The sequence below is a fragment of the Leucobacter chromiiresistens genome (assembly GCF_900102345.1).
In the GTDB taxonomy this organism is placed as follows: Bacteria; Actinomycetota; Actinomycetes; order Actinomycetales; family Microbacteriaceae; genus Leucobacter; species Leucobacter chromiiresistens.
On the sequence record NZ_FNKB01000001.1, the window covers coordinates 201,229 to 219,401 of the forward strand.

General features: G+C 72.4%; 14 protein-coding genes. 9 read left to right on the forward strand and 5 right to left on the reverse strand.

Going from position 1 to position 18,173, the window contains the following annotated elements:
• Positions 1 to 5 precede the first annotated feature (5 nt).
• A complete protein-coding gene (locus BLT44_RS00955) occupies positions 6 to 1,490 on the reverse strand; it encodes a CoA-acylating methylmalonate-semialdehyde dehydrogenase (RefSeq protein ID WP_010156050.1) in 1,485 nt (494 codons plus the stop codon).
• Positions 1,491 to 1,673: 183 nt separating this feature from the next.
• On the opposite strand from BLT44_RS00955, the gene BLT44_RS00960 reads away from it, so the two are divergent.
• Complete coding sequence (locus BLT44_RS00960) at positions 1,674 to 3,341, forward strand: PucR family transcriptional regulator (RefSeq protein ID WP_244887457.1); 1,668 nt, start codon at positions 1,674 to 1,676, stop codon at positions 3,339 to 3,341.
• A gap of 11 nt (positions 3,342 to 3,352) precedes the next feature.
• On the opposite strand, the gene BLT44_RS00965 is transcribed toward BLT44_RS00960, so the two are convergent.
• Positions 3,353 to 4,000 (reverse strand): Maf family protein, encoded by a 648-nt coding sequence (locus BLT44_RS00965; RefSeq protein ID WP_010157816.1) that lies wholly within the window; start codon positions 3,998 to 4,000, stop codon positions 3,353 to 3,355.
• A 306-nt stretch (positions 4,001 to 4,306) separates the two neighbouring features.
• On the opposite strand from BLT44_RS00965, the gene BLT44_RS00970 reads away from it, so the two are divergent.
• The 6 genes from BLT44_RS00970 (at position 4,307) to BLT44_RS00995 (ending at position 11,485) form a co-directional block, all read left to right on the forward strand.
• The gene (locus BLT44_RS00970; protein WP_010157817.1) at positions 4,307 to 4,579 is read left to right on the forward strand and encodes a GlsB/YeaQ/YmgE family stress response membrane protein; all 273 of its coding nucleotides are present in this window, start codon (positions 4,307 to 4,309) and stop codon (positions 4,577 to 4,579) included.
• A gap of 71 nt (positions 4,580 to 4,650) precedes the next feature.
• Positions 4,651 to 6,003, forward strand: a complete 1,353-nt coding sequence (locus BLT44_RS00975; protein WP_074689827.1) for a class I SAM-dependent RNA methyltransferase — start codon at positions 4,651 to 4,653, stop codon at positions 6,001 to 6,003.
• Between the two features lie 96 nt (positions 6,004 to 6,099).
• Positions 6,100 to 7,056, forward strand: coding sequence for a LysR family transcriptional regulator (locus BLT44_RS00980; protein WP_010156047.1), 957 nt, complete (start codon positions 6,100 to 6,102; stop codon positions 7,054 to 7,056).
• A 94-nt stretch (positions 7,057 to 7,150) separates the two neighbouring features.
• Entirely contained in the window at positions 7,151 to 8,593 is a 1,443-nt protein-coding gene (locus BLT44_RS00985) for an MFS transporter (protein WP_010156045.1), read from the forward strand.
• A complete protein-coding gene (locus BLT44_RS00990; protein ID WP_010156044.1) occupies positions 8,590 to 9,864 on the forward strand; it encodes a M20 family metallo-hydrolase in 1,275 nt (424 codons plus the stop codon). Before BLT44_RS00985 ends, BLT44_RS00990 begins: the two co-directional genes overlap by 4 nt.
• Positions 9,865 to 9,877: 13 nt before the next feature.
• Positions 9,878 to 11,485 (forward strand): amidase, encoded by a 1,608-nt coding sequence (locus BLT44_RS00995; RefSeq protein WP_083351955.1) that lies wholly within the window; start codon positions 9,878 to 9,880, stop codon positions 11,483 to 11,485.
• Between the two features lie 27 nt (positions 11,486 to 11,512).
• Here the strand turns inward: BLT44_RS00995 and BLT44_RS01000 are convergent, their stop codons facing one another.
• The 3 genes from BLT44_RS01000 to BLT44_RS01010 all read right to left on the reverse strand — a co-directional run bounded on the left by BLT44_RS01000 (position 11,513) and on the right by BLT44_RS01010 (position 13,942).
• Positions 11,513 to 11,962: a cupredoxin domain-containing protein gene (locus BLT44_RS01000; RefSeq protein ID WP_010156041.1), complete on the reverse strand. Its 450-nt coding sequence runs from the start codon at positions 11,960 to 11,962 to the stop codon at positions 11,513 to 11,515.
• Positions 11,943 to 13,382: an NAD(P)H-quinone dehydrogenase gene (locus tag BLT44_RS01005; RefSeq protein WP_010156040.1), complete on the reverse strand. Its 1,440-nt coding sequence runs from the start codon at positions 13,380 to 13,382 to the stop codon at positions 11,943 to 11,945. Before BLT44_RS01005 ends, BLT44_RS01000 begins: the two co-directional genes overlap by 20 nt.
• A 74-nt stretch (positions 13,383 to 13,456) precedes the next feature.
• A complete protein-coding gene (locus tag BLT44_RS01010; protein WP_010156039.1) occupies positions 13,457 to 13,942 on the reverse strand; it encodes an SIP domain-containing protein in 486 nt (161 codons plus the stop codon).
• A 215-nt stretch (positions 13,943 to 14,157) separates the two neighbouring features.
• On the opposite strand from BLT44_RS01010, the gene BLT44_RS01015 reads away from it, so the two are divergent.
• Both BLT44_RS01015 and BLT44_RS01020 read left to right on the forward strand, forming a co-directional pair.
• A complete protein-coding gene (locus BLT44_RS01015) occupies positions 14,158 to 16,956 on the forward strand; it encodes an aminotransferase class I/II-fold pyridoxal phosphate-dependent enzyme (RefSeq protein WP_010156038.1) in 2,799 nt (932 codons plus the stop codon).
• 191 nt (positions 16,957 to 17,147) lie between these two features.
• On the forward strand, positions 17,148 to 18,023 hold the full coding sequence (locus tag BLT44_RS01020) for a purine-nucleoside phosphorylase (protein ID WP_074690273.1): 876 nt from the start codon (positions 17,148 to 17,150) through the stop codon (positions 18,021 to 18,023).
• Positions 18,024 to 18,173 lie beyond the last annotated feature (150 nt).

Below are 18,173 nucleotides of genomic sequence, written 5' to 3' on the forward strand. Positions count from 1 at the left end.
GCTCCTCAGTGGTTGCTCGGGAAGCCGAGGTCGATCTTCGACTGGTCGGGGTTCGGCCAGCGGGTGGTGACGACCTTCGAGCGCGTGTAGAAGTTGATCGACTCGGGGCCGTAGATGTGGGAGTCGCCGAAGAGCGAGTCCTTCCAGCCGCCGAACGAGAAGGCGCCCACGGGCACCGGGATCGGCACGTTGATGCCGACCATGCCGGCCTCGACCTCGAACTCGAACTGGCGGGCTGCGCCGCCGTCGCGCGTGAAGATCGCGGTGCCGTTGCCGAACTGGTGCGAGTTGATGAGCTCGAGGCCCTCCTCGTAGCTGTCGACGCGCACGATGGCGAGCACGGGCCCGAAGATCTCCTCGCGGTACACCTTGCTGTCGGTCTGCACGTGGTCGATCAGCGACACTCCGGTGAAGAAGCCGTCGCCCTCGAACTGCGCCTCGCGGCCGTCGACGACGACGGTCGCACCCTCGGCCTCGGCGCCCGCGACGTAGCCCTCGACGCGCTCCTTGGCCTCGCGGGTGATCAGCGGGCCCATCTCGGATGCGGGATCGGTGCCGTCGCCGATCTTGAGGTTCGCGATGCGGCTCGTGAGCTCGGGGATCAGGCGATCCGCGACGTCGCCCACTGCGACGACGACCGAGACGGCCATGCAGCGCTCGCCGGCCGAGCCGTAGGCGGCGGAGATCGCGGCGTCGGCGGTCACGTTGATGTCGGCGTCGGGCATGACGAGCATGTGGTTCTTCGCGCCGCCGAGCGCCTGCACGCGCTTGCCGTTGGCGGCTGCGCGCTCGTAGATGTACTTGGCGATGGGGGTCGAGCCGACGAACGAGACGGCCTTGACGTCGGGGCTGTCGAGCAGGGTGTCGACGGCGACCTTGTCGCCGTGCACGACGTTGAGCACGCCGTCGGGCAGGCCGGCCTCGCGGAAGAGGTCGGCGATGAAGACCGAGGCGGAGGGGTCGCGCTCGGAGGGCTTCAGCACGACGGTGTTGCCGCACGCGATGGCGCTCGCGATCATCCAGAGCGGCACCATGACCGGGAAGTTGAAGGGGGTGATCGCCGCGACGACGCCCACCGGCTGCTTGATGGAGTGCACGTCGACGCCGGTCGAGACCTGCTCGTCGCGCTCGCCCTTCAGCAGGTGCAGCAGGCCCGACGCGAACTCGACGTTCTCCAGGCCGCGCGCGATCTCGCCGGCCGCATCCGAGAGCACCTTGCCGTGCTCGCTGGTGACGATGGCGGAGAGCTCGGGCGTGCGCTGCTTGAGCAGCTGACGCAGGTTGAAGAACACGTCGGCGCGCTTCGTGAGGCTCGTGCGGCGCCACTTCGGCAGCGCCTCCTGCGCGGCGGCGATGGCCTGCTCGACGGTCTCGACCGATGCGATGCTGAGCTCGTGCTGCGCCTCGCCGGTCGCCGGGTTGTACACCGGCTGGGTGCGCTCCGCGGTGTCGACCTTCTCGCCGCCGATGACGTGGGGGATCCGTGCCATGCTTCGCCTGCTTTCTCGTGAGTGCGCGTGCCTGCGCGTACGCGTTCGTGACGGGGATCGCCGCTCTTCGGGCAATCTGTTCGGAATCGTCGATTCCGCCACGACCCAGTGTGACAGGCGAGTGTCGGCTGATCGACCGCATTCCATCCACGATTGGCCCCGCTCCCGTACACTCTGTTCGATATGACTGACATGCATGCCGACGCACCGCCCGTGACCGTCGCCGACGCCCTCGCCCTCCCCGAGCTGCGCGCGGGGTCGCCCGAGCTCGTCGCCGGCCGCGCCGGGCTCGACCGCGCCGTGCGATGGGCGCACGTCGTCGCGGGGGCCGGCGCCCTCCCGCTGCTCGAGGGCGGCGAGCTGATCCTCACGACGGGGGCCGGCTGGCCGACGGACGCGCCCGCCCTCTCGGCCCTCGCCGCCTCCGTGGTCGCCGCCGGCCCCGCCGCGGCCGTGCTCGAGCTCGGGCCGCACTTCGACGCCGCTCCGGCCGAGCTCGCCGACGCGTGCGAGCGGCACGGCATTCCGCTCATCGTGCTGCATCGCGAGGTGCGGTTCGTGCAGATCACCCAGCGGGTGCACCAGCGCGTGCTCGCGGCGCAGACGGAGGCGCTCGCGGCGCGGGCCGAGGTGCACACGATGCTCACGGAGCTGGGCCTCAACCGCAGCCCCGTCGATTACGTCGTCGAACGCCTCGCCGAGACCCTCGACGCCCCGGTGGTGCTCGAGGACTCCGCCGGCCGGGTCGTCGCCTGGACCGGCGCGGAGCTCCTCCCGCAGACGGCGCTCGCCCCGTGGTCGGCGCCGCAGCCCGGTGCGCTGCCCCACGGATCGGATTCGGTCGCCGTCGAAGCGCAGGGCAGGCGCTGGGGGCGGCTCTCCGCGCTCCCCGGGCCGCCGCACCCGGCCGGCCGGTGCACTGTGCTCGAGCTCGGAGCATTCGCGCTCGCGCTCGGCAAGCTGGCCGACCCCGACGGCGAGCAGTGGCTGCGGCTGAGCGCGAAGCGCCTCTTCGACGCCCTCCTCAACGGGCGGTACCGCAGCGACGGCGAGCTCGCCACACAGCTCGCCGCCGCCGGCCTGACGATCGAGGGGCGCACGCTGCTCGGCGCGACGCTGCGCGGCACCGACGGCTTCGGCGCGCACACGTCGCTCGAGCGGGCGGTGCTCGAGACGGCGCTGCGTCGGGCGGTCGCGCCCGAGGGCCGCGTGATCATCGCCCCCGAGCCGGCCGACGACGGCGTCGCCCATCACGATCGCCCTCTGCTGCTCGCGCTGCTCTCATTCCCCGCCGACGACCCGCGCGTAGCGGCCGCGGCGGATTCCGGATCGCCGCCGCCGCTCGCGGTGCGCCTGGCGCGCGAGCTCGACATGCTCATCCCCTCGACGACTCCTCCGGCATGGCGGGCCCACCTCGGTCTCGGCGCCCCGGGCCGCGGCGTGCGCTCGCTCATCACCTCGCTGGAGCGGGTGCGCGCCGCCGGGCGCCTGCGTCCGACGGCGTCGACCGGCCGGGTGACGGTGCAGCAGGCGGAGCGGCAGGCGCTCGCGTATCTGGTGCGCGGCCTGGCGGCGACCCCCGAGGTGCAGGAGTTCGCATCGGATGCGCTGGGCCCCCTCATCGCGCACGACGCCGAGTCGGGGCCCGGGCACAGCGGAGACCTGCTGCTCGTGCTGCGGGCGTACCTCGAGCACCCCGCGAACCGATCGCTGGCGGCGCAGCGGGCGCGGCTCTCGCGATCCGTCTTCTACCAGCGCCTCGCGCTCATCGAGGAGCTGCTCGACGTCGATCTCTCTGCGGGAACGACGATCGCGGCGCTCACCGTCGCTCTGCTCGCGCGCACCGACTGAGGCGCGTCGGCTCAATCGCTCCAGAGATCGGGGTAGTGGTGACCGAGTGCGATCACGAGTCGTCGCAGAGCCGGCAGCGAGAGCCCGATCACGCAGCTCGGCGCTCCCTCGATGCGTTCGATGAACGCCCCGGCGAGGCCGTCGATGGCGAAGCCGCCCGCGAGTTCGAGCGGCTCGCCCGTGGCGACGTAGGCTTCGAGCTCGGCGTCCGCGAGGTCGCTCGCGAGCGTCACGGTCGCCGTGTCGACCGCCCCCGCGGCGCCGCGCGTCGCGCCGCCCGTGCAGTCGATGAGCCAGTGCCCCGAGTGCAGCACGCCCGTGCGGCCGCGGTGCTGCCGCGAGCGTGCGAGCGCGACCTCCGGCAGGTGCGGCTTGCCGAGAATCTCGCCGTCGAGCAGGAACATGGAGTCGCCGCCGAGCACGAGCCCGTCGATCTCGCCCGTGCCGTCGGGGCCGTGGCGCCGCACCACGTCCTCCGCCTTGAGCCGCCCGAGATACTCGGTGAGCTCCGGAGCGGTCAGCGCGCGCCCGAGCTCCGTCTCGCGCGCGGCGACCTCCGCCTCCTCGTCGACGTCGGGTGCGAAGCACACCGGCTCGATGCCCGCTCCGCGCAGTACGGAGAGCCGGGCGGGCGACGTGGACGCGAGGTGAAGACGCATGCTCAGCAGTGTACGGCCCGGGCGCGAGCGGGTTCGCCATTGCGTTCACGGCGGATTCCCGAGTCAGCCTCTGTACACACTCAGTTCGCGTGCATACACTCCGAGGGGAGGAAGGGATCGACTGCCGATCAGCCCGAGGCGCCGCCGCCGGCGCCGTGCGTCAGTGGAGCGACGAGGGCTGATATTCGTGCGCGCGCTACACCAGCACCTTCGACGGCGACAACCCCCTATTCCGTCTCGAGCGATCCGACGTACCTTGTGGTCATGGGGATGCACCGTGCCTCCCCGTGAACGGAAGGAGTTCTCATGGGTTTCCTCGGATTTTTGCTGCTCGGGCTGATCGCAGGGGCGATCGCGAAGGCCATCCTGCCGGGCCGTCAGGGCGGCGGTTGGATCGCTACGCTCATCCTCGGCGTCATCGGCGCCCTCGTGGGCGGCTGGCTCGGAGGCCTGCTCTTCGGCGCTGACCTCGGTGAGTTCTTCTCGATCGAGACCTGGCTGGTCGCGATCGGCGGCGCGATCGTCGTGCTGCTGGTCTGGGGCCTGATCACGGGTCGCAAGGGCAACCGCGCCGCGTAATCCCGGCGCAGTACCGCGGCGCGCACGCGCCGCCTCCCGAGGTCGACCTCGCGCAGTGGGAGAATGAGGGCATGACTGCATTGCACAGCTCAGCCCCGCTCGAACCCGGCGTCGAGGTCGACCTCGTCGTCACCGGCATCGCCCACGGCGGTGTCGGTGTCGCGCGTCACGAGGGCCGCGTGGTCTTCGTGGCCGACGCGATCCCCGGCGAACGGGTGCGGGCCCGCGTCACCGATGCGAAGAAGAAGTCGTTCGCCCGGGCGACGGCCGTCGAGGTGCTCGACGCCTCCCCCGATCGCCGCGAGCACGTCTGGGCGGAGGCCGCCATCGCGCGGGATCCCGAGCACCGGGCCGGGGGCGCCGAATTCGGGCACATCTCGCTCGAGCGCCAGCGGGCGCTGAAGGCCGAGGTGCTCGCTGACGCGATGCAGCGCTTCGGCGGCGTGCAGCTGACCGCCGAGGGCGCGGACGACGCGGCTGACGCCCTCGCCGACATCGTCGAGCCGCCTCCCGTCTTCGTCGACGACGAGGACGCCGATCCCGACCCCGCCGCCGACTCGGGCCTGGGCTACCGCACGCGCGTGCGCCTCCACGTCGATCCCGAGACCGGCGCCGTCGGCCCGTACGCCGCCCGCAGCCGCCGCGTGATCCCCGTCGAGTCGCTGCCGCTCGCGACCGAGGGCATCAACCAGATCGCGCCCCTCGCCGAGGCCATGCCCGGCGTCGACACCGTCGACCTCGTCGATCCGTCGGGCGACGACCCGCGCATGCTGCTCACCCTCGCCGGGGAGAAGCAGCGGTCGGGCGCGAGCGATCCGATCCACGAGTGGGTCGAGGATCGCGGGTTCCTCGTGCGCGCCGGCGGGTTCTGGCAGGTGCACCGCGCCGCTCCCGCCGTGCTCTTCACGGCCGTGCGCGACGCGATCGGCGAGCTCATCGACGACGGCAGGTTCGACCCGGTCGCCGGCAACCTCGACCTCTACGGCGGGGCGGGGCTGCTCGCCGCCGCCGTGGCCGAGGCAGCCGGGCCGGGCGTGAAGATCGCCACAGTCGAGGCGGAGGCGGCCGCCACGGAGGACGCGGCCGAGAACCTCTCCGCGATCGTCGGGGCGCTCGCGCACACCGCGCGGGTCGACCGGCACCTCGCGGATCTGCTGCGCGCCTCGGGGCCCGTGCGGGAGCGCCTGCGCCGCGGCACCGTCGTGCTCGACCCGCCGCGGGCGGGCGCCGGCAACGGCGTCACCGCGCAGCTCGCCGAGCTCGCGCCGATGAACATCGTCTACGTCGCCTGCGACCCGGTGTCGCTCGCCCGCGACACGAAGTCGCTGCGCGACTCGGGGTACGAGCTCACCGGGCTCCGCGCGTTCGACATCTTCCCGCACACGCACCACTTCGAATCGCTCGCCGTCTTCCAGCGCGCGTGAGGGAGGGCGGGCGCGCCGTGCGCCCGAGGGCGGGCGTCGCGCCCGTGAGGGCGGGCGCGCAACCTCGCTGAAATCGTGCACTGCGATCATGGATGCATGACAACGGCGTTCACCCTGGTGCAGCTCTCGTACTTCAGCGCGGTGGCGCGCCTCGAGAATATGACGGCCGCGGCCGCGGAGCTGAGCGTCACCCAGTCGACGCTCTCGAGCGCCATCTCGCAGCTGGAGCGCGAACTCGCCGTCGAGCTCTTCACGCGGGATCGCGGGCGCGGCCTCCAGCTCACCCCGGCCGGCCGGGCGCTGCTCGCCCGCGGCCCTGCCCTGCTCGAAGAGGCGGAGCTGCTCGCGTCGTCGGTGCGCTCGGCGAGCGAGGCCCTCTCGGGCGAGCTGTCGGTCGGCATCTACGCGCCGCTCGCGCCGTTCCGGGCCCCCGAGATCCTCGACCGGTTCGAGGCCGCGTTCCCCGAGGTGCAGCTCACCTTCTTCGAGGGCGACCAGGGCAGCCTGCAGGAGGCGCTGCACGACGGGCGCTGCGAGGTCGCGCTCATGTACGACCTCGGCGTCGACCACCGCTTCGCCCGCACCGTCATCGACCGCGTGCCGCCCCACGTCATCGTGCCCGAAGCGCGGGCCCAGGCGCTCGCCGGGCGATCCGTCGTCAGTCTCCGAGAGTTCGCCGACGACCCCTTCATCCTGCTCAACCTCCCCCACACCGGCGACTACTACCTCCGGCTCTTCCGCCAGCTCGGGCTGGAGCCGCGCATCCGGCACGTCTCCCTCGGCTACGAGACGGTGCGCTCGTACGTGGCGCGCGGCCACGGCTACTCGATCCTGAACCAGTGGCTCGATCAGAGCCTCACCTACTCGGGCAAACGGGTCGTGCCGCTGCGCCTCTCCGACGAGTTCCCGCCCACGGAGGTGTCGCTCGTGCAGCGGCGCGACATCTCGCCCACCCGCAAGGCGCAGGCCTTCGTCGAGGTCTGCCGCGACATCTACCAGGGTTCCGCGGGGGCATCGACTGCGTCGATCGGCCGCAACGAACCTTCCCATTAGACGCCGCGCTCCCCGTCTTCGAGGATTGGGGAACCCGGTCACCGGCCCTGCGGCACATCGACCTGACCCGACCGGGACATCCATGGAGGACGCAATGACGCTGAATTCCGACCGAGCCCATCCCGTCGCCCCCGAGCGCGCGTCGTCGCGCGCCGCGGAACCGACCGCCACCGCCCAGCCGCCCACCGACCCCGTCAACCTCCCGACCGGGCCGCTGCCCGTCGCGGAGCGGAAGCGGCTCGACAAGAAGCGTCTGCGCGTGCTGCTCGCCGGCAGCGTGGGCCAGTTCATCGAGTTCTACGACTTCAGCCTCTACGGCCTCTCGGCGCTCACCCTCGCCACCCTGTTCTTCCCAAGCGACAACCCCGCGGTCGGGCTCCTCTCGACGTTCGCCGCCTTCGGCGTCGCATTCTTCATCCGCCCGCTCGGCGGGCTGTTCTTCGGCGCGATCGGCGACCGCTACGGCCGCCGCCCCGTGCTGTACATCACGCTGCTCACGATCGGCATCGCGACGGCCGGCATCGGGCTCCTCCCCACGTACGCGCAGATCGGGATCGCCGCGCCCATCCTGCTGGTGCTCTGCCGCCTGCTGCAGGGCTTCTCGGCCGGCGGCGAGTCGGTCGGCGCGCCCGCCTTCGTGTTCGAGCACGCCCCCAAGCATCGGCGCGGGCTCTGGCTGAACATCACACTCGCCGCCACCGCCCTGCCCTCCGTCATCGGCGGCGCGCTGATCCTCGCGCTCTCGCAGAGTCTCCCCGCCGACGCGTTCGAGGGCTGGGGCTGGCGCGTCCCGTTCCTCCTCGCCCTGCCGCTCGCCGCATTCGGGCTGTGGATCCGCTCCCGCACCGACGAGTCGGAGGCGTTCAAGGAGGTGCAGGCCGAGCAGCAGCAGACCGAGCGGCAGACGCCGATCCGCGACGCCTTCCGCGAGAACTGGCTGAAGATGCTCCAGGTCATCATGGTGATGGGGCTCACGGCGATGGGCTTCTACTTCTTGTCGGGCTACTTCGTCTCCTACGTGCAGACCGCCGGCGATCTCTCGCGCGAGAGCTCGCTGCTCGCCAACGCCGCAGCCATGCTGCTGTACGCGCTGCTGCTGCCGGTCGGCGGCATGATCGGCGACCGCGTGGGGCGCAAGCCCATGCTGATCGCGGGCGCGGCCGTCATCGCGCTGCTCGCCGTGCCCGCCTTCATGCTCGTCACGTCAGGGTCGCTGCCGCTCGCGATCCTCGGCCAGTTCCTCTTCGTCGGCGCCGTCTGCGTGTACGGCGGCGGCTGCTACACCTTCTTCGTCGAGATCTTCACGACCCGCACGAGGTTCACCTCCGCCGCCGTCAGCTACAACGTCGGCTACGCCATCTTCGGCGGCACCGCGCCGTTCATCGGCACGTGGCTCGTCGAGACCACCGGGTTCGGTGCGAGCCCCGGCGTCTACATGGCGGCAGCGGCCGCGATCGTGTTCCTCGTGCTCGTGCTCACCCGCATCCCCGAAACCCATCCGCTGAAGCGGAAGCCCCTGACAGGAGTTGTCCGATGACCCCCGATGCCTTTCTCGCTGACTTCCACGCCGTCGCCCGCATCGGCGCGACGCCCGCCGGCGGCGTCGACCGCCAGGCCGCGACCCCCGCCGATCGCGAGACGCGCGAGTGGTTCGGCGCGTTCGCCGCCCGGCGCGGTTGGAAGACCCGCGTCGACGGCATCGGCAACCAGTTCGCGCTCGTCGAGCTCGTGCCCGGAGCCCCCTACGTGCTGCTGGGCTCGCACCTCGACTCGCAGCCGCTCGGCGGCCGCTTCGACGGCGCCTACGGCGTGATCGCCGCCCTGCACGCGGCGGAGCGGATCGCGGCTCGCGTCTCGGGTGCGGGCGCCGCCGCCGACGGGCCGCCGTTCAACCTCGCCGTCGTCAACTGGTTCAACGAGGAGGGCGGCCGCTTCGCCCCCTCCATCATGGGCAGCTCCGTGTTCGCCGGCATCAAGGACGAGGCGGAGATGCTCGACGTGCGCGATCTCGAGGGCACGAGCGTGCGCGAGGCGCTCTCCGCCATCGGGTACCTCGGCGCCGACGAGCGCCCCGCCATCGCCTCGTACGCCGAGATCCACATCGAGCAGGGGCGCCTGCTCGAACGCGACGGCCTGCCGATCGGCGCCGTCGATCGCAGCTGGTACACGCAGAAGCTCGACATCGAGGTGCTCGGGGAGCAGTCGCACACCGGTGCGACCGCGATGGCCGATCGGCACGACGCGCTGCTGGGCGCCGCGCAGGTGATCACCCGCGTGCACGAGGTGACCGAGCTCTTCCCGCCCGAGACGCTCGTGTCGTCGGTGGGTCAGCTCACCCTCGAGCCGAACTCGCCCATCGTGGTGGCCCGCCGCGTGCGCCTCGTCGCCGACCTCCGCGCCGACGACGCCGCCGTCGTGCTCGCGGCCCGCGACCGGCTGCGCACCGACATCGCGGAGATCGCCGACGCCTACGGGCTGACCATCACGGCCCGCGACTTCGACGTGCGCGACAACCAGCACTACCCCGAGGCCGGGCTCGCCCTCGCGGAGGAGGCCGCGGCGCATCTCGGGCTGGGCGCCCGTCGCATCCGCACGATGGCCGGGCACGACTCGGTCGCGATGAACCGGATCGCGCCCACCGTGATGCTCTTCATCCCCTCGGTCGACGGCGTGAGCCACTGCGAGCGGGAGTACACGAGCGACGCCGACATGGTGGCCGGCGTCGAGATGCTGGCCGAGGTCGGCTGGCGGCTCGTGCACGGCGCCCTGCAGCCCGAGACCGCATCCGCACTCGCGGCGAGCGCGTGACCGAGAAGGCATCATGAGCACGGCATCCGCATCGACGGCCGCACCCGCGGCCGAGCGCACCGGCGGCACCGGCGCCATCAGCGCGCCCGAGACCCCCGATACCCGCCGCGCCGTCATCAGCGGCGACGCAGAGCTCGCGTTGCTCGACGCGCACACCGCCCGTGACCGCTTCCGCAGCGGAGACCTCGCCCCGTCCGCGCTGCTCGAGGCGGTGCTCACCCGCATCGAGGCGGTGAACGGCGACGGCGAGCACCCCGGCGTGAACGCCTTCACCGAGATCCTCGCCGACTCCGCGCGGGCGGCGGCGCGGGCCGCAGACGCCGCGTACGCGGCAGCCCGCCCGGGCGACGCGCCGCTCCCGCCGCTCCTCGGCATCCCCGTGGCGACGAAGGAGAAGCACGGGATCGCGGGGCTCACCCTCGAACAGGGGCTCGCGGCCTGCCGCGGCGACATCGCGGCCGCGCACCACCCCGTCGTCGAGCGCGTGCTCGCCGCGGGCGGTGTGATCCACGGCCGCACGACCTCGCCCGAGTTCTCGTGCGCCACGACGACGCACTCCCCCATGTGGGGCGTGACGCGCAACCCGTGGAACCTCGACGCGACGCCGGGAGGATCATCGGGCGGGGCCGGTGCGGCCCTCGCCGCGGGCATGGCGGTGCTCGCGACCGCCTCCGACATCGCGGGCAGCACCCGCATTCCGGCCGGGTTCACCGGCACCGTCGGGTACAAGGCGCCCTACGGCCGCATTCCGGGAGCGCCCCCGCTCTCCGCCGACTGGTACCGCGGCGACGGCCCGATGGGGCGCACCGTGGCCGACACGGCGCTGCTCGCCGAGGTGATGAGCGGGCGCCACCCCGGCGACCACGCGTCGTGGGGACCGCAGGCGATCGGCTCGCTCACCTCCGCGCTGCAGGGCGCTGCGGGAGCGCAGGGTTTGCGGGTCGGGCTCTCGCTCACGCTCGGCGACTACCCCGTCGCGGCCTCGATCCGGGAGCGCACCCTGCACGTGGCCCGCGCGCTCGAAGCCGCGGGCGCCGAGATCGTCGAGGTCGATCTCCCCTGGACCACCGACCGGCTGCGCCGCACCGCCTTCGCCCACTTCGGCCACATCCTCGGCCCCGCGATGTCGCGGCTCACCGCGGGCACCGAGGCGGAGCTCGCCGACTACACGCGGCGCTTCATCGCCGACGCCGCCCGCGCCGCGTCGCAGGTGAGCCTCCCCGATTCGCTCGCGCTCGACGCCGCGGTGCAGTCGGAGCTCGCCGCCGCCATGGCGGGCGTCGACGTGCTCCTGACGCCCACGCAGGCCGTCGAGATGCTCGATGCCGACGGCGCGTACCTCGACGGCATCGACGTGCGCGACGCCGACGGCACGACGCGGCACCTGGAGCACTACTGGGAGGCCCACCTCACCAGCCCGTTCAACATCGCGAACCGCGTCCCCGTGCTCTCGGTACCGAGCGGCCTCTCACCGGTCGGCGTGCCCATCGGCGTGCAGGTGGTCGGGCACCCCTTCGACGAGGCGATGGTGTTCCGCGCGGGCTCCGCGATCACCGAGCTCGTCGCCGCACCGCCGTTCCCCATCGAGATCGGGGCGCGACGCGACGCGACGCTCGGGTGAGGCGACGCGCACCGGTGCGTCGGCGCGCTACGGTGCGACGACGCGCACCACGCCGCGCATCTCGGGGTGGATCGAGCAGAGATAGGGGTACTCCCCCTCCTCGGTGAACTGGTGCGTGTAGCTGCCCTCGACGAGCAGCTCGCTCACGAAGCCGCGGTCGTCGGCGACGACGTCGTGCTCGCCCGGCCCGACGAACACCCACCGCACCGCCTGCTGCGGCGCGATCTCGACCTCGGCGGGCTCGAAGCGGTTGTCGACCACGGTGACGGTCGCGTACGCCTTGACGTCGTCATCCGACGGCACGGGATCGGGCTTGCCCGCGGGCGCGCAGCCCGCCAGCACGGCGGCGGCGCCGGCGCCGAAGACGCCGGCCGCCCCGCTGAGCAGACGTCGCCGCGAGATGCCGCGATCCACGGTGCTGCGATCCACGGTGCTGCGATCCACGATGCCGTCCCGCTCAGTGCTGATGCAGCGCACGCGCCGCATCCGTGATCGCGCCGGTCATCGACGGGTAGACCGCGAACGCCGAGGCCACCTGGTCGACCGTGAGCCGGTGCTCGACGGCGAGCGCGAGCGGGAAGATCAGCTCGCTGGCGCGGTGCGCCACGACGACGCCACCGATCACCGTGCCCGACGCCTGCCACGCGAACAGCTTCACGAAGCCATCGGTGAAGCCGATCATCTTCGCGCGCGGGTTCACGCTCAACGGGATCGTGTGCGATACGGCCTTCGCCACGTCGGAGGCCTCGGCGAGCGAGTTCTCGTTCCAGCCGACCGTCGCGATCTCGGGGTAGGTGAAGACGTTCGCCGCGACGTTGCGCAGATCGATCGGGCGCACGAAGTCTCCCAGCGCGTGCATGATGGCCGTGCGGCCCTGCATCGACGCGACCGAGGCGAGCGGGAAGAAGTCGGTGCAGTCGCCCGCCGCGTAGATCGAGGGCACGTTCGTGCGGGCGACCTTGTTCACCCGGATGTGCCCGCTGTCGGTCAGCGAGACCCCGGCCTCCGCGAGGCCCAGGCCGGCGGTGTTCGGGATCGACCCGACCGCCATCAGGCAGTGCGTCGCCTCGATCGTGCGCCCGTCCTCGAGCTCGACGAGCACGCCGGTCTCCGTGCGCGACACCGACGTGGCGCGAGACTTCGACATGACCTGCATGCCGAGGCGGGTGAACTCCCGCTCGATCACGCCCGCAGCGTCGCGATCCTCGCCCGGGAGCACCTGGTCGCGGCTCGACACGAGCGTCACCTCGGAGCCGAGGGTGCGGTACGCGTTCGCGAACTCGGCGCCCGTCACCCCGGAGCCGACGACCACGAGGTGCTCGGGCACGCTCGGCAGGTCGTAGAGCTGCTTCCAGGTGAGGATGCGCTCGCCGTCGGGCTTCGCCGAGTCGAGCTCTCGCGGGCTCGACCCGACGGAGACGACGATCGTGTCGGCCTCGATACGGTCGAAGTCGGTGCCGCCGCCGCCCGCCGCCGTGGAGATGACGACCGCGTTCGGCCCGTCGAGCCGGCCCTCGCCCTGCACCACGCGCACGCCGGCGTCTTCGAGCGAGCGGAGCATGTCGACCGACTGCGCGCCCGCCATCGCGAGCAGGCGCTTGTTCACCGCCGCCAGGTTCACGGCGATCTCGGGGCGCACCGGCTTGCCGTCGCCGCCGGGCACGAAGGCCTGCACACCCAGCCGCCCCGAATCGCGCACGCTCTGCGCCGCGCTCGCCGTGGCGATGAGGCTCTTCGACGGAACGACATCCGTGAGCACGGCCGCGCCGCCGACTCCGGCGCGCTCGATGAGAATGACTTCGGCGCCGAGCTGGGCTCCGGCGAGCGCCGCCTCGTAGCCGCCGGGGCCGCCGCCGACTATCGCGATCCGATGCTTCCGTTCATTCGCTTTCGCCATGCTGCAAGTCTACGCGGGGCCCTCGCGCCCGCGCTCCGCCCCAGCCCGCCGCGTCTGCGCTGCGCTCAGCGGCGTCACTCGCCCCGCTGGCACTCCGTGCGGCAGTCGCGATCGCAGTACCCGGGCCACCGCTTCTCGAGGCGCCGGTCGAGCCCCATCCAGTAGGTCTGCATGACCGAGCTCGTGCGCGCGCCCATCCAGAGCTGAATGTTGCGCACGGCCTCGCCGTCGGCCCACAGCCACTCGTCGAACCAGGCGTCCACGGCGCCGGCGAGCGCTTCGCCGCGCCGCCGCCCGAGGCCCGGCCGCGGGCTCTGCTCGCGCTGCTCGCGGCACAGCCACGTGATGCCCACGTTCGGGGGTGCCGGCAGCGTCTCGATCTGAATCTCGGAGAACACCTCGATGAAGACGCGGCCGTACGCCGTGTCGGGCAGCTCGCGGAGCCATTCCCCGAGCTGGGGCAGGTCCGAAGCGTCGCCGGCAGCCACCACGCAGTCGATGCCGTCGGGGTCGACGACCGAGACAGCCTCGGGGAAATCGGATGGTTCAGAGAAGTTCACACCCTCATCTTAGGTCAACCTAACCTTGGTCGGAAGATCTCACAGCGAATTCGTCGCCCGTCCGCGCGGGCTGCCCCGCCCAGCGGGCCGCGTGCCCGGAGCCGCATCTGCGGTCGCCTAAGATCGACAGTTACGAGCCTGCGCAGCCGGGGGATCCGGGCCGGTCGGCGCGCCCGCGCCGACACCACACGATGAAGTTGGAAGGACCGCCACACATGACGAGGATCGAATCCTCCGCCGCGACCTCGATCGACGCCCACGCCGGCAGAGACGCCATCAGCGGCGGCCTGCCCCCGCGCACCCTGCGGCGCCGCAACGCCTACGCGCCCGCCGCCCTCGAACGCGACCCCGGCATGCCCGCCTCCTCTTGGCGGCTGCGCAGCGATGCATGGGAGTACCTCCGCTTCGCCGTGAAGCGGCTCGCCACCGACTCCGAGACCGCCGACGCGCTCGCCACCGACGGTGAAGTGCACCGCAACCTGCGCGCGCTCGAGACCATCGAGCTGTACTGGGCCGGCTTCGGCCAGCGCTACGTCGCCGCGATCAGCGAACTGCTCGAAGCGGGCGACTACCGCACCGCCCTCGACCGCATCGGCCGCGTCGTGCACCGGCTGCGCCACGACACCGTGCCCGACGAACCGCGCGACGAATACCTCGACGAGGCGGAGCGCGCCGAGTTCACCATCGACGCCGACCCGCGCCCCCGCTTCGAAGTGCTCGTCGTCGACGAGACGACGGCGCAGGATCGCGACGGCCTCCGCACCGAGCTCCTCCGCCTGCGCGGCCCCGCCGACGACTTCGTCTACGACTACGTCGTCGTGCCCTCGGCCGACGACGCGGTGGCGGCCGTGCTCACGAACCCCAACATCCTCGCCTGCTTGGTGCGCCCCGGCTTCAGCGAGCGCACCCGGCAGAAGCTCAGCCGCGACCTGCAGGAGTCGATCCGGCTCGCCCGCGCCGAGGTCGTCCGAGGCTCGGCCCCGGCGCGCAGCTCGCTCGCCTCGGTGCAGCGCGTGCTGGGCCTCGCCGACACGCTCGCCGCGATCCGGCCCGAACTCGACCTCTACCTCGTCGCCGGCGCCCACATCGAAGATCTCGCGGGGGCGCTCACCCGCCGCTTCCGCCGCGTCTTCAGGCGCGAGGACCAGCTCGAACTGCACCTCACGCTGCTGCGACGCGTCTCACACCTCTACGACACCCCCTTCTTCAGCGCCATCCAGGATCACGCGCGGCGGCCCGTGGGCGTCTTCCACGCCCTGCCCGTCGCGCGAGGCGGCTCCGTCGTCGCCTCGAAGTGGATCCGCGACCTCGCCGACTTCTACGGCCTGAACCTGCTGCTCGCCGAGACCTCCGCCACCTCGGGCGGCCTGGACTCGCTGCTCGCCCCCACCGGCGCCATCAAGAAGGCGCAGGATCTCGCCGCCCGCGCATACGGCGCGAAGCACACGTTCTTCGTCACCAACGGCACCTCGACCGCGAACAAGATCGTGCACCAGGCGCTCATGGCGCCGAACGACGTCGTGCTCGTCGACCGCAACTGCCACAAGTCGCACCATCACGCCGTCATGCTGACCGGGGCGCGCCCCGCCTACCTCGAGGCGTACCCGCTGAACGACTTCGCCTTCTACGGCGCCGTGCCCATCGACCGCATCAAGCAGCTGCTGCTCGACTACCGCGCCCAGGGCCGCCTCGACGAGGTGCGCATGATCACGCTCACGAACTGCACCTTCGACGGCATCGTGTACGACCCGGAGCGCGTCATGGCCGAGTGCCTCGCCATCAAACCCGATCTCGTCTTCCTGTGGGACGAGGCCTGGTTCGCGTTCGCCGCGTTCCACCCCGTCACCCGGCGGCGCACCGCGATGGCCGCCGCGAAGCGCCTCGAGCAGCAGCTCGGCACCACCGCCCACGCCGCCGCCCACCGCGCGCAGCGGGAGCGCCTCTACGAGGCCGACGGATCGCCGGCGAGCGACGAGGTGTGGCTCTCCGAGCGCCTCATCCCGGCACCCGACGCGCGCATCCGCGTGTACGCCACGCAGTCCACCCACAAGACGCTCACCGCCCTGCGGCAGGGGTCCATGATCCACGTCTACGACCAGGACTGGGTGCGCGACGCCGAGGAGCCCTTCCACGAGGCGTACATGACGCACACCTCCACCTCGCCGAACTACCAGATCCTCGCCTCCCTCGACATCGGCCGCCGGCAGGTCGAGCTCGAGGGCTTCGAGCTCGTGCAGCGCCAGCTCGACCTCGCGACCAGCCTCTCGCAGGCGATCGCCCGGCACCCGCTGCTGCGCCGCACCTTCCGCGTGCTCACCGCTCACGACCTCGTGCCGGCCGCCAACCGCGAAGCCGGCCGGCCGATGCCGCTGCGCGACGGGCTCGCGTCGATGTGGGAGGCGTGGGCGACCGACGAGTTCGTCGTCGACCCCTCGCGCATCACCATCGAGATCAGCCGCACCGGCGTCGACGGCGACACCTTCAAGCACGAGCACCTCATGGACCGCTACGGCATCCAGGTCAACAAGACCAGCCGCAACACGGTGCTGTTCATGACCAACATCGGCACGTCGCGCAGCGCCATCGCGTACCTCATCGAGGTGCTCGTCAAACTCGCCGAACGGTTCGAGGAGGCGCGGGCGCAGCAGGATCCCGACCTGCTCGCAGGGGCCGAGACCGACATGCCGCCGCTGCCCGACTTCAGCGCGTTCTCCCCCCGCTACGCCACCGACGGCGTACTGCCCGACGGCGACATGCGCGCCGCGTTCTTCCGCGGGCAGCAGCGGGGAGCGGTGGAGCACGTCTCGCACGCCGAGCTGCTCCGGCGCGTCTCGCGCGGCGACGTGCCCGTCTCGGCGGGATTCGTCACGCCGTACCCGCCGGGGTTCCCGGTGCTCGTGCCCGGCCAGGTCATCTCGGCCGAGGTGCTCGACTTCATGGCGGTGCTCGACACCCGCGAGATCCACGGCTACGACGTGCGCCGCGGATACCGCATCCTCCGCCCGGAGGAGTGAGCGGGGCGGGGCCGTGCGCGGCGGGCTGGGCTCGGCCGTGCGCGGCGGCCTGGCCCCCCCCCCCGGGCCGAGCCGGATGGTTTGCGCCGAGACCGAGGCTTTCTGCACGGTGGAAACGCTCGGTCTCGGCGCGAACCCTCGTGCTCGCGCTGGGCGGCGCGCCGGCGACCCGGCGCTCTAAGCTGGTGCGCATGAGTTCCGCCGCACCCGACGCCCGCGCATCCGACGCCGCACCCGCCGCCCACGCATCCGACTCCGCCGCACCGGGCGCGCCGACCTCACCCGGCGCCCTCGCCGCCGACGCCGCCTCCGCGATCGCCCGGCTCACCGGGGTCGAGCGTCACGACATCGCGCTGACCCTCGGGAGCGGATGGGGCAAGGCGGCCGACGTGCTCGGCGAGACCGTCGCGGTCGTCTCCGCAGACGAGGTGCCCGGCTTCCACGCCTCCGGGGTGCCCGGCCATTCGGGCACGCTGCGCTCGATCCGGCTCGCGAACGGCAAGCACGCCCTCATCATCGGGGCGCGCACCCACTACTACGAGGGTCGGGGCGTGCGAGCCGTGGTGCACGGAGTGCGCACCGCCGCCGCCGCGGGCGCTGAGATCATGATCCTCACGAACGGCGCGGGCGGGGTCGATCCGGCGTTCCGGGCCGGCGAGCCGGTGCTCATCAGCGACCACCTGAACCTCACCGCCGTCTCCCCCATCGAGGGCGCCAACTTCGTCGACCTCACCGACCTGTACGCGTCGCGCCTGCGCGACGTCGCGCGCTCGGTGGAGCCGAGTCTGCAGCAGGGCGTGTACGTGCAGCTGCCGGGCCCGCACTACGAGACCCCCGCGGAGATCCACTACCTGCGCACGATCGGCGGGCAGATCGTCGGCATGTCGACGGCGCTCGAAGCGATCGCCGCCCGCGAGGCGGGCATGGAGGTGCTCGGGCTCTCGCTGATCACGAACCCGGCCGCCGGCATGGGGGATCCGCTGAGCCACGCCGAGGTGCTCGCCGAGGGCAGGGCCGCCGAGCCGCGCCTCGCCGATCTCCTCTCCCGCGTGGTCGCCCAGCTCTGACCGGCGCCCGCCCCGCCGCTCCGCCGCTGCCGCCCCGCCGCCGCACCGCTCCGCCGCTGCCGCCCCGCCGCCGCTGCCGCTGCGCCGCCGCACCGCCGCTGCCGCTCCGCCGCCCCGCCACTCTGCAGCGGGGTCACTTTCGGAGGGTGT

What these genes read in the sequence shown, in the direction of transcription:
- BLT44_RS00955 (WP_010156050.1), bottom strand. Translation starts at nt 1,490, where the DNA reads ATGGCACGGATCCCCCACGTCATCGGCGGCGAGAAGGTCGACACCGCG.
- BLT44_RS00960 (WP_244887457.1), top strand. Translation starts at nt 1,674, where the DNA reads ATGACTGACATGCATGCCGACGCACCGCCCGTGACCGTCGCCGACGCC.
- BLT44_RS00965 (WP_010157816.1), bottom strand. Translation starts at nt 4,000, where the DNA reads ATGCGTCTTCACCTCGCGTCCACGTCGCCCGCCCGGCTCTCCGTACTG.
- BLT44_RS00970 (WP_010157817.1), top strand. Translation starts at nt 4,307, where the DNA reads ATGGGTTTCCTCGGATTTTTGCTGCTCGGGCTGATCGCAGGGGCGATC.
- BLT44_RS00975 (WP_074689827.1), top strand. Translation starts at nt 4,651, where the DNA reads ATGACTGCATTGCACAGCTCAGCCCCGCTCGAACCCGGCGTCGAGGTC.
- BLT44_RS00980 (WP_010156047.1), top strand. Translation starts at nt 6,100, where the DNA reads ATGACAACGGCGTTCACCCTGGTGCAGCTCTCGTACTTCAGCGCGGTG.
- BLT44_RS00985 (WP_010156045.1), top strand. Translation starts at nt 7,151, where the DNA reads ATGACGCTGAATTCCGACCGAGCCCATCCCGTCGCCCCCGAGCGCGCG.
- BLT44_RS00990 (WP_010156044.1), top strand. Translation starts at nt 8,590, where the DNA reads ATGACCCCCGATGCCTTTCTCGCTGACTTCCACGCCGTCGCCCGCATC.
- BLT44_RS00995 (WP_083351955.1), top strand. Translation starts at nt 9,878, where the DNA reads ATGAGCACGGCATCCGCATCGACGGCCGCACCCGCGGCCGAGCGCACC.
- BLT44_RS01005 (WP_010156040.1), bottom strand. Translation starts at nt 13,382, where the DNA reads ATGGCGAAAGCGAATGAACGGAAGCATCGGATCGCGATAGTCGGCGGC.
- BLT44_RS01015 (WP_010156038.1), top strand. Translation starts at nt 14,158, where the DNA reads ATGACGAGGATCGAATCCTCCGCCGCGACCTCGATCGACGCCCACGCC.
- BLT44_RS01020 (WP_074690273.1), top strand. Translation starts at nt 17,148, where the DNA reads ATGAGTTCCGCCGCACCCGACGCCCGCGCATCCGACGCCGCACCCGCC.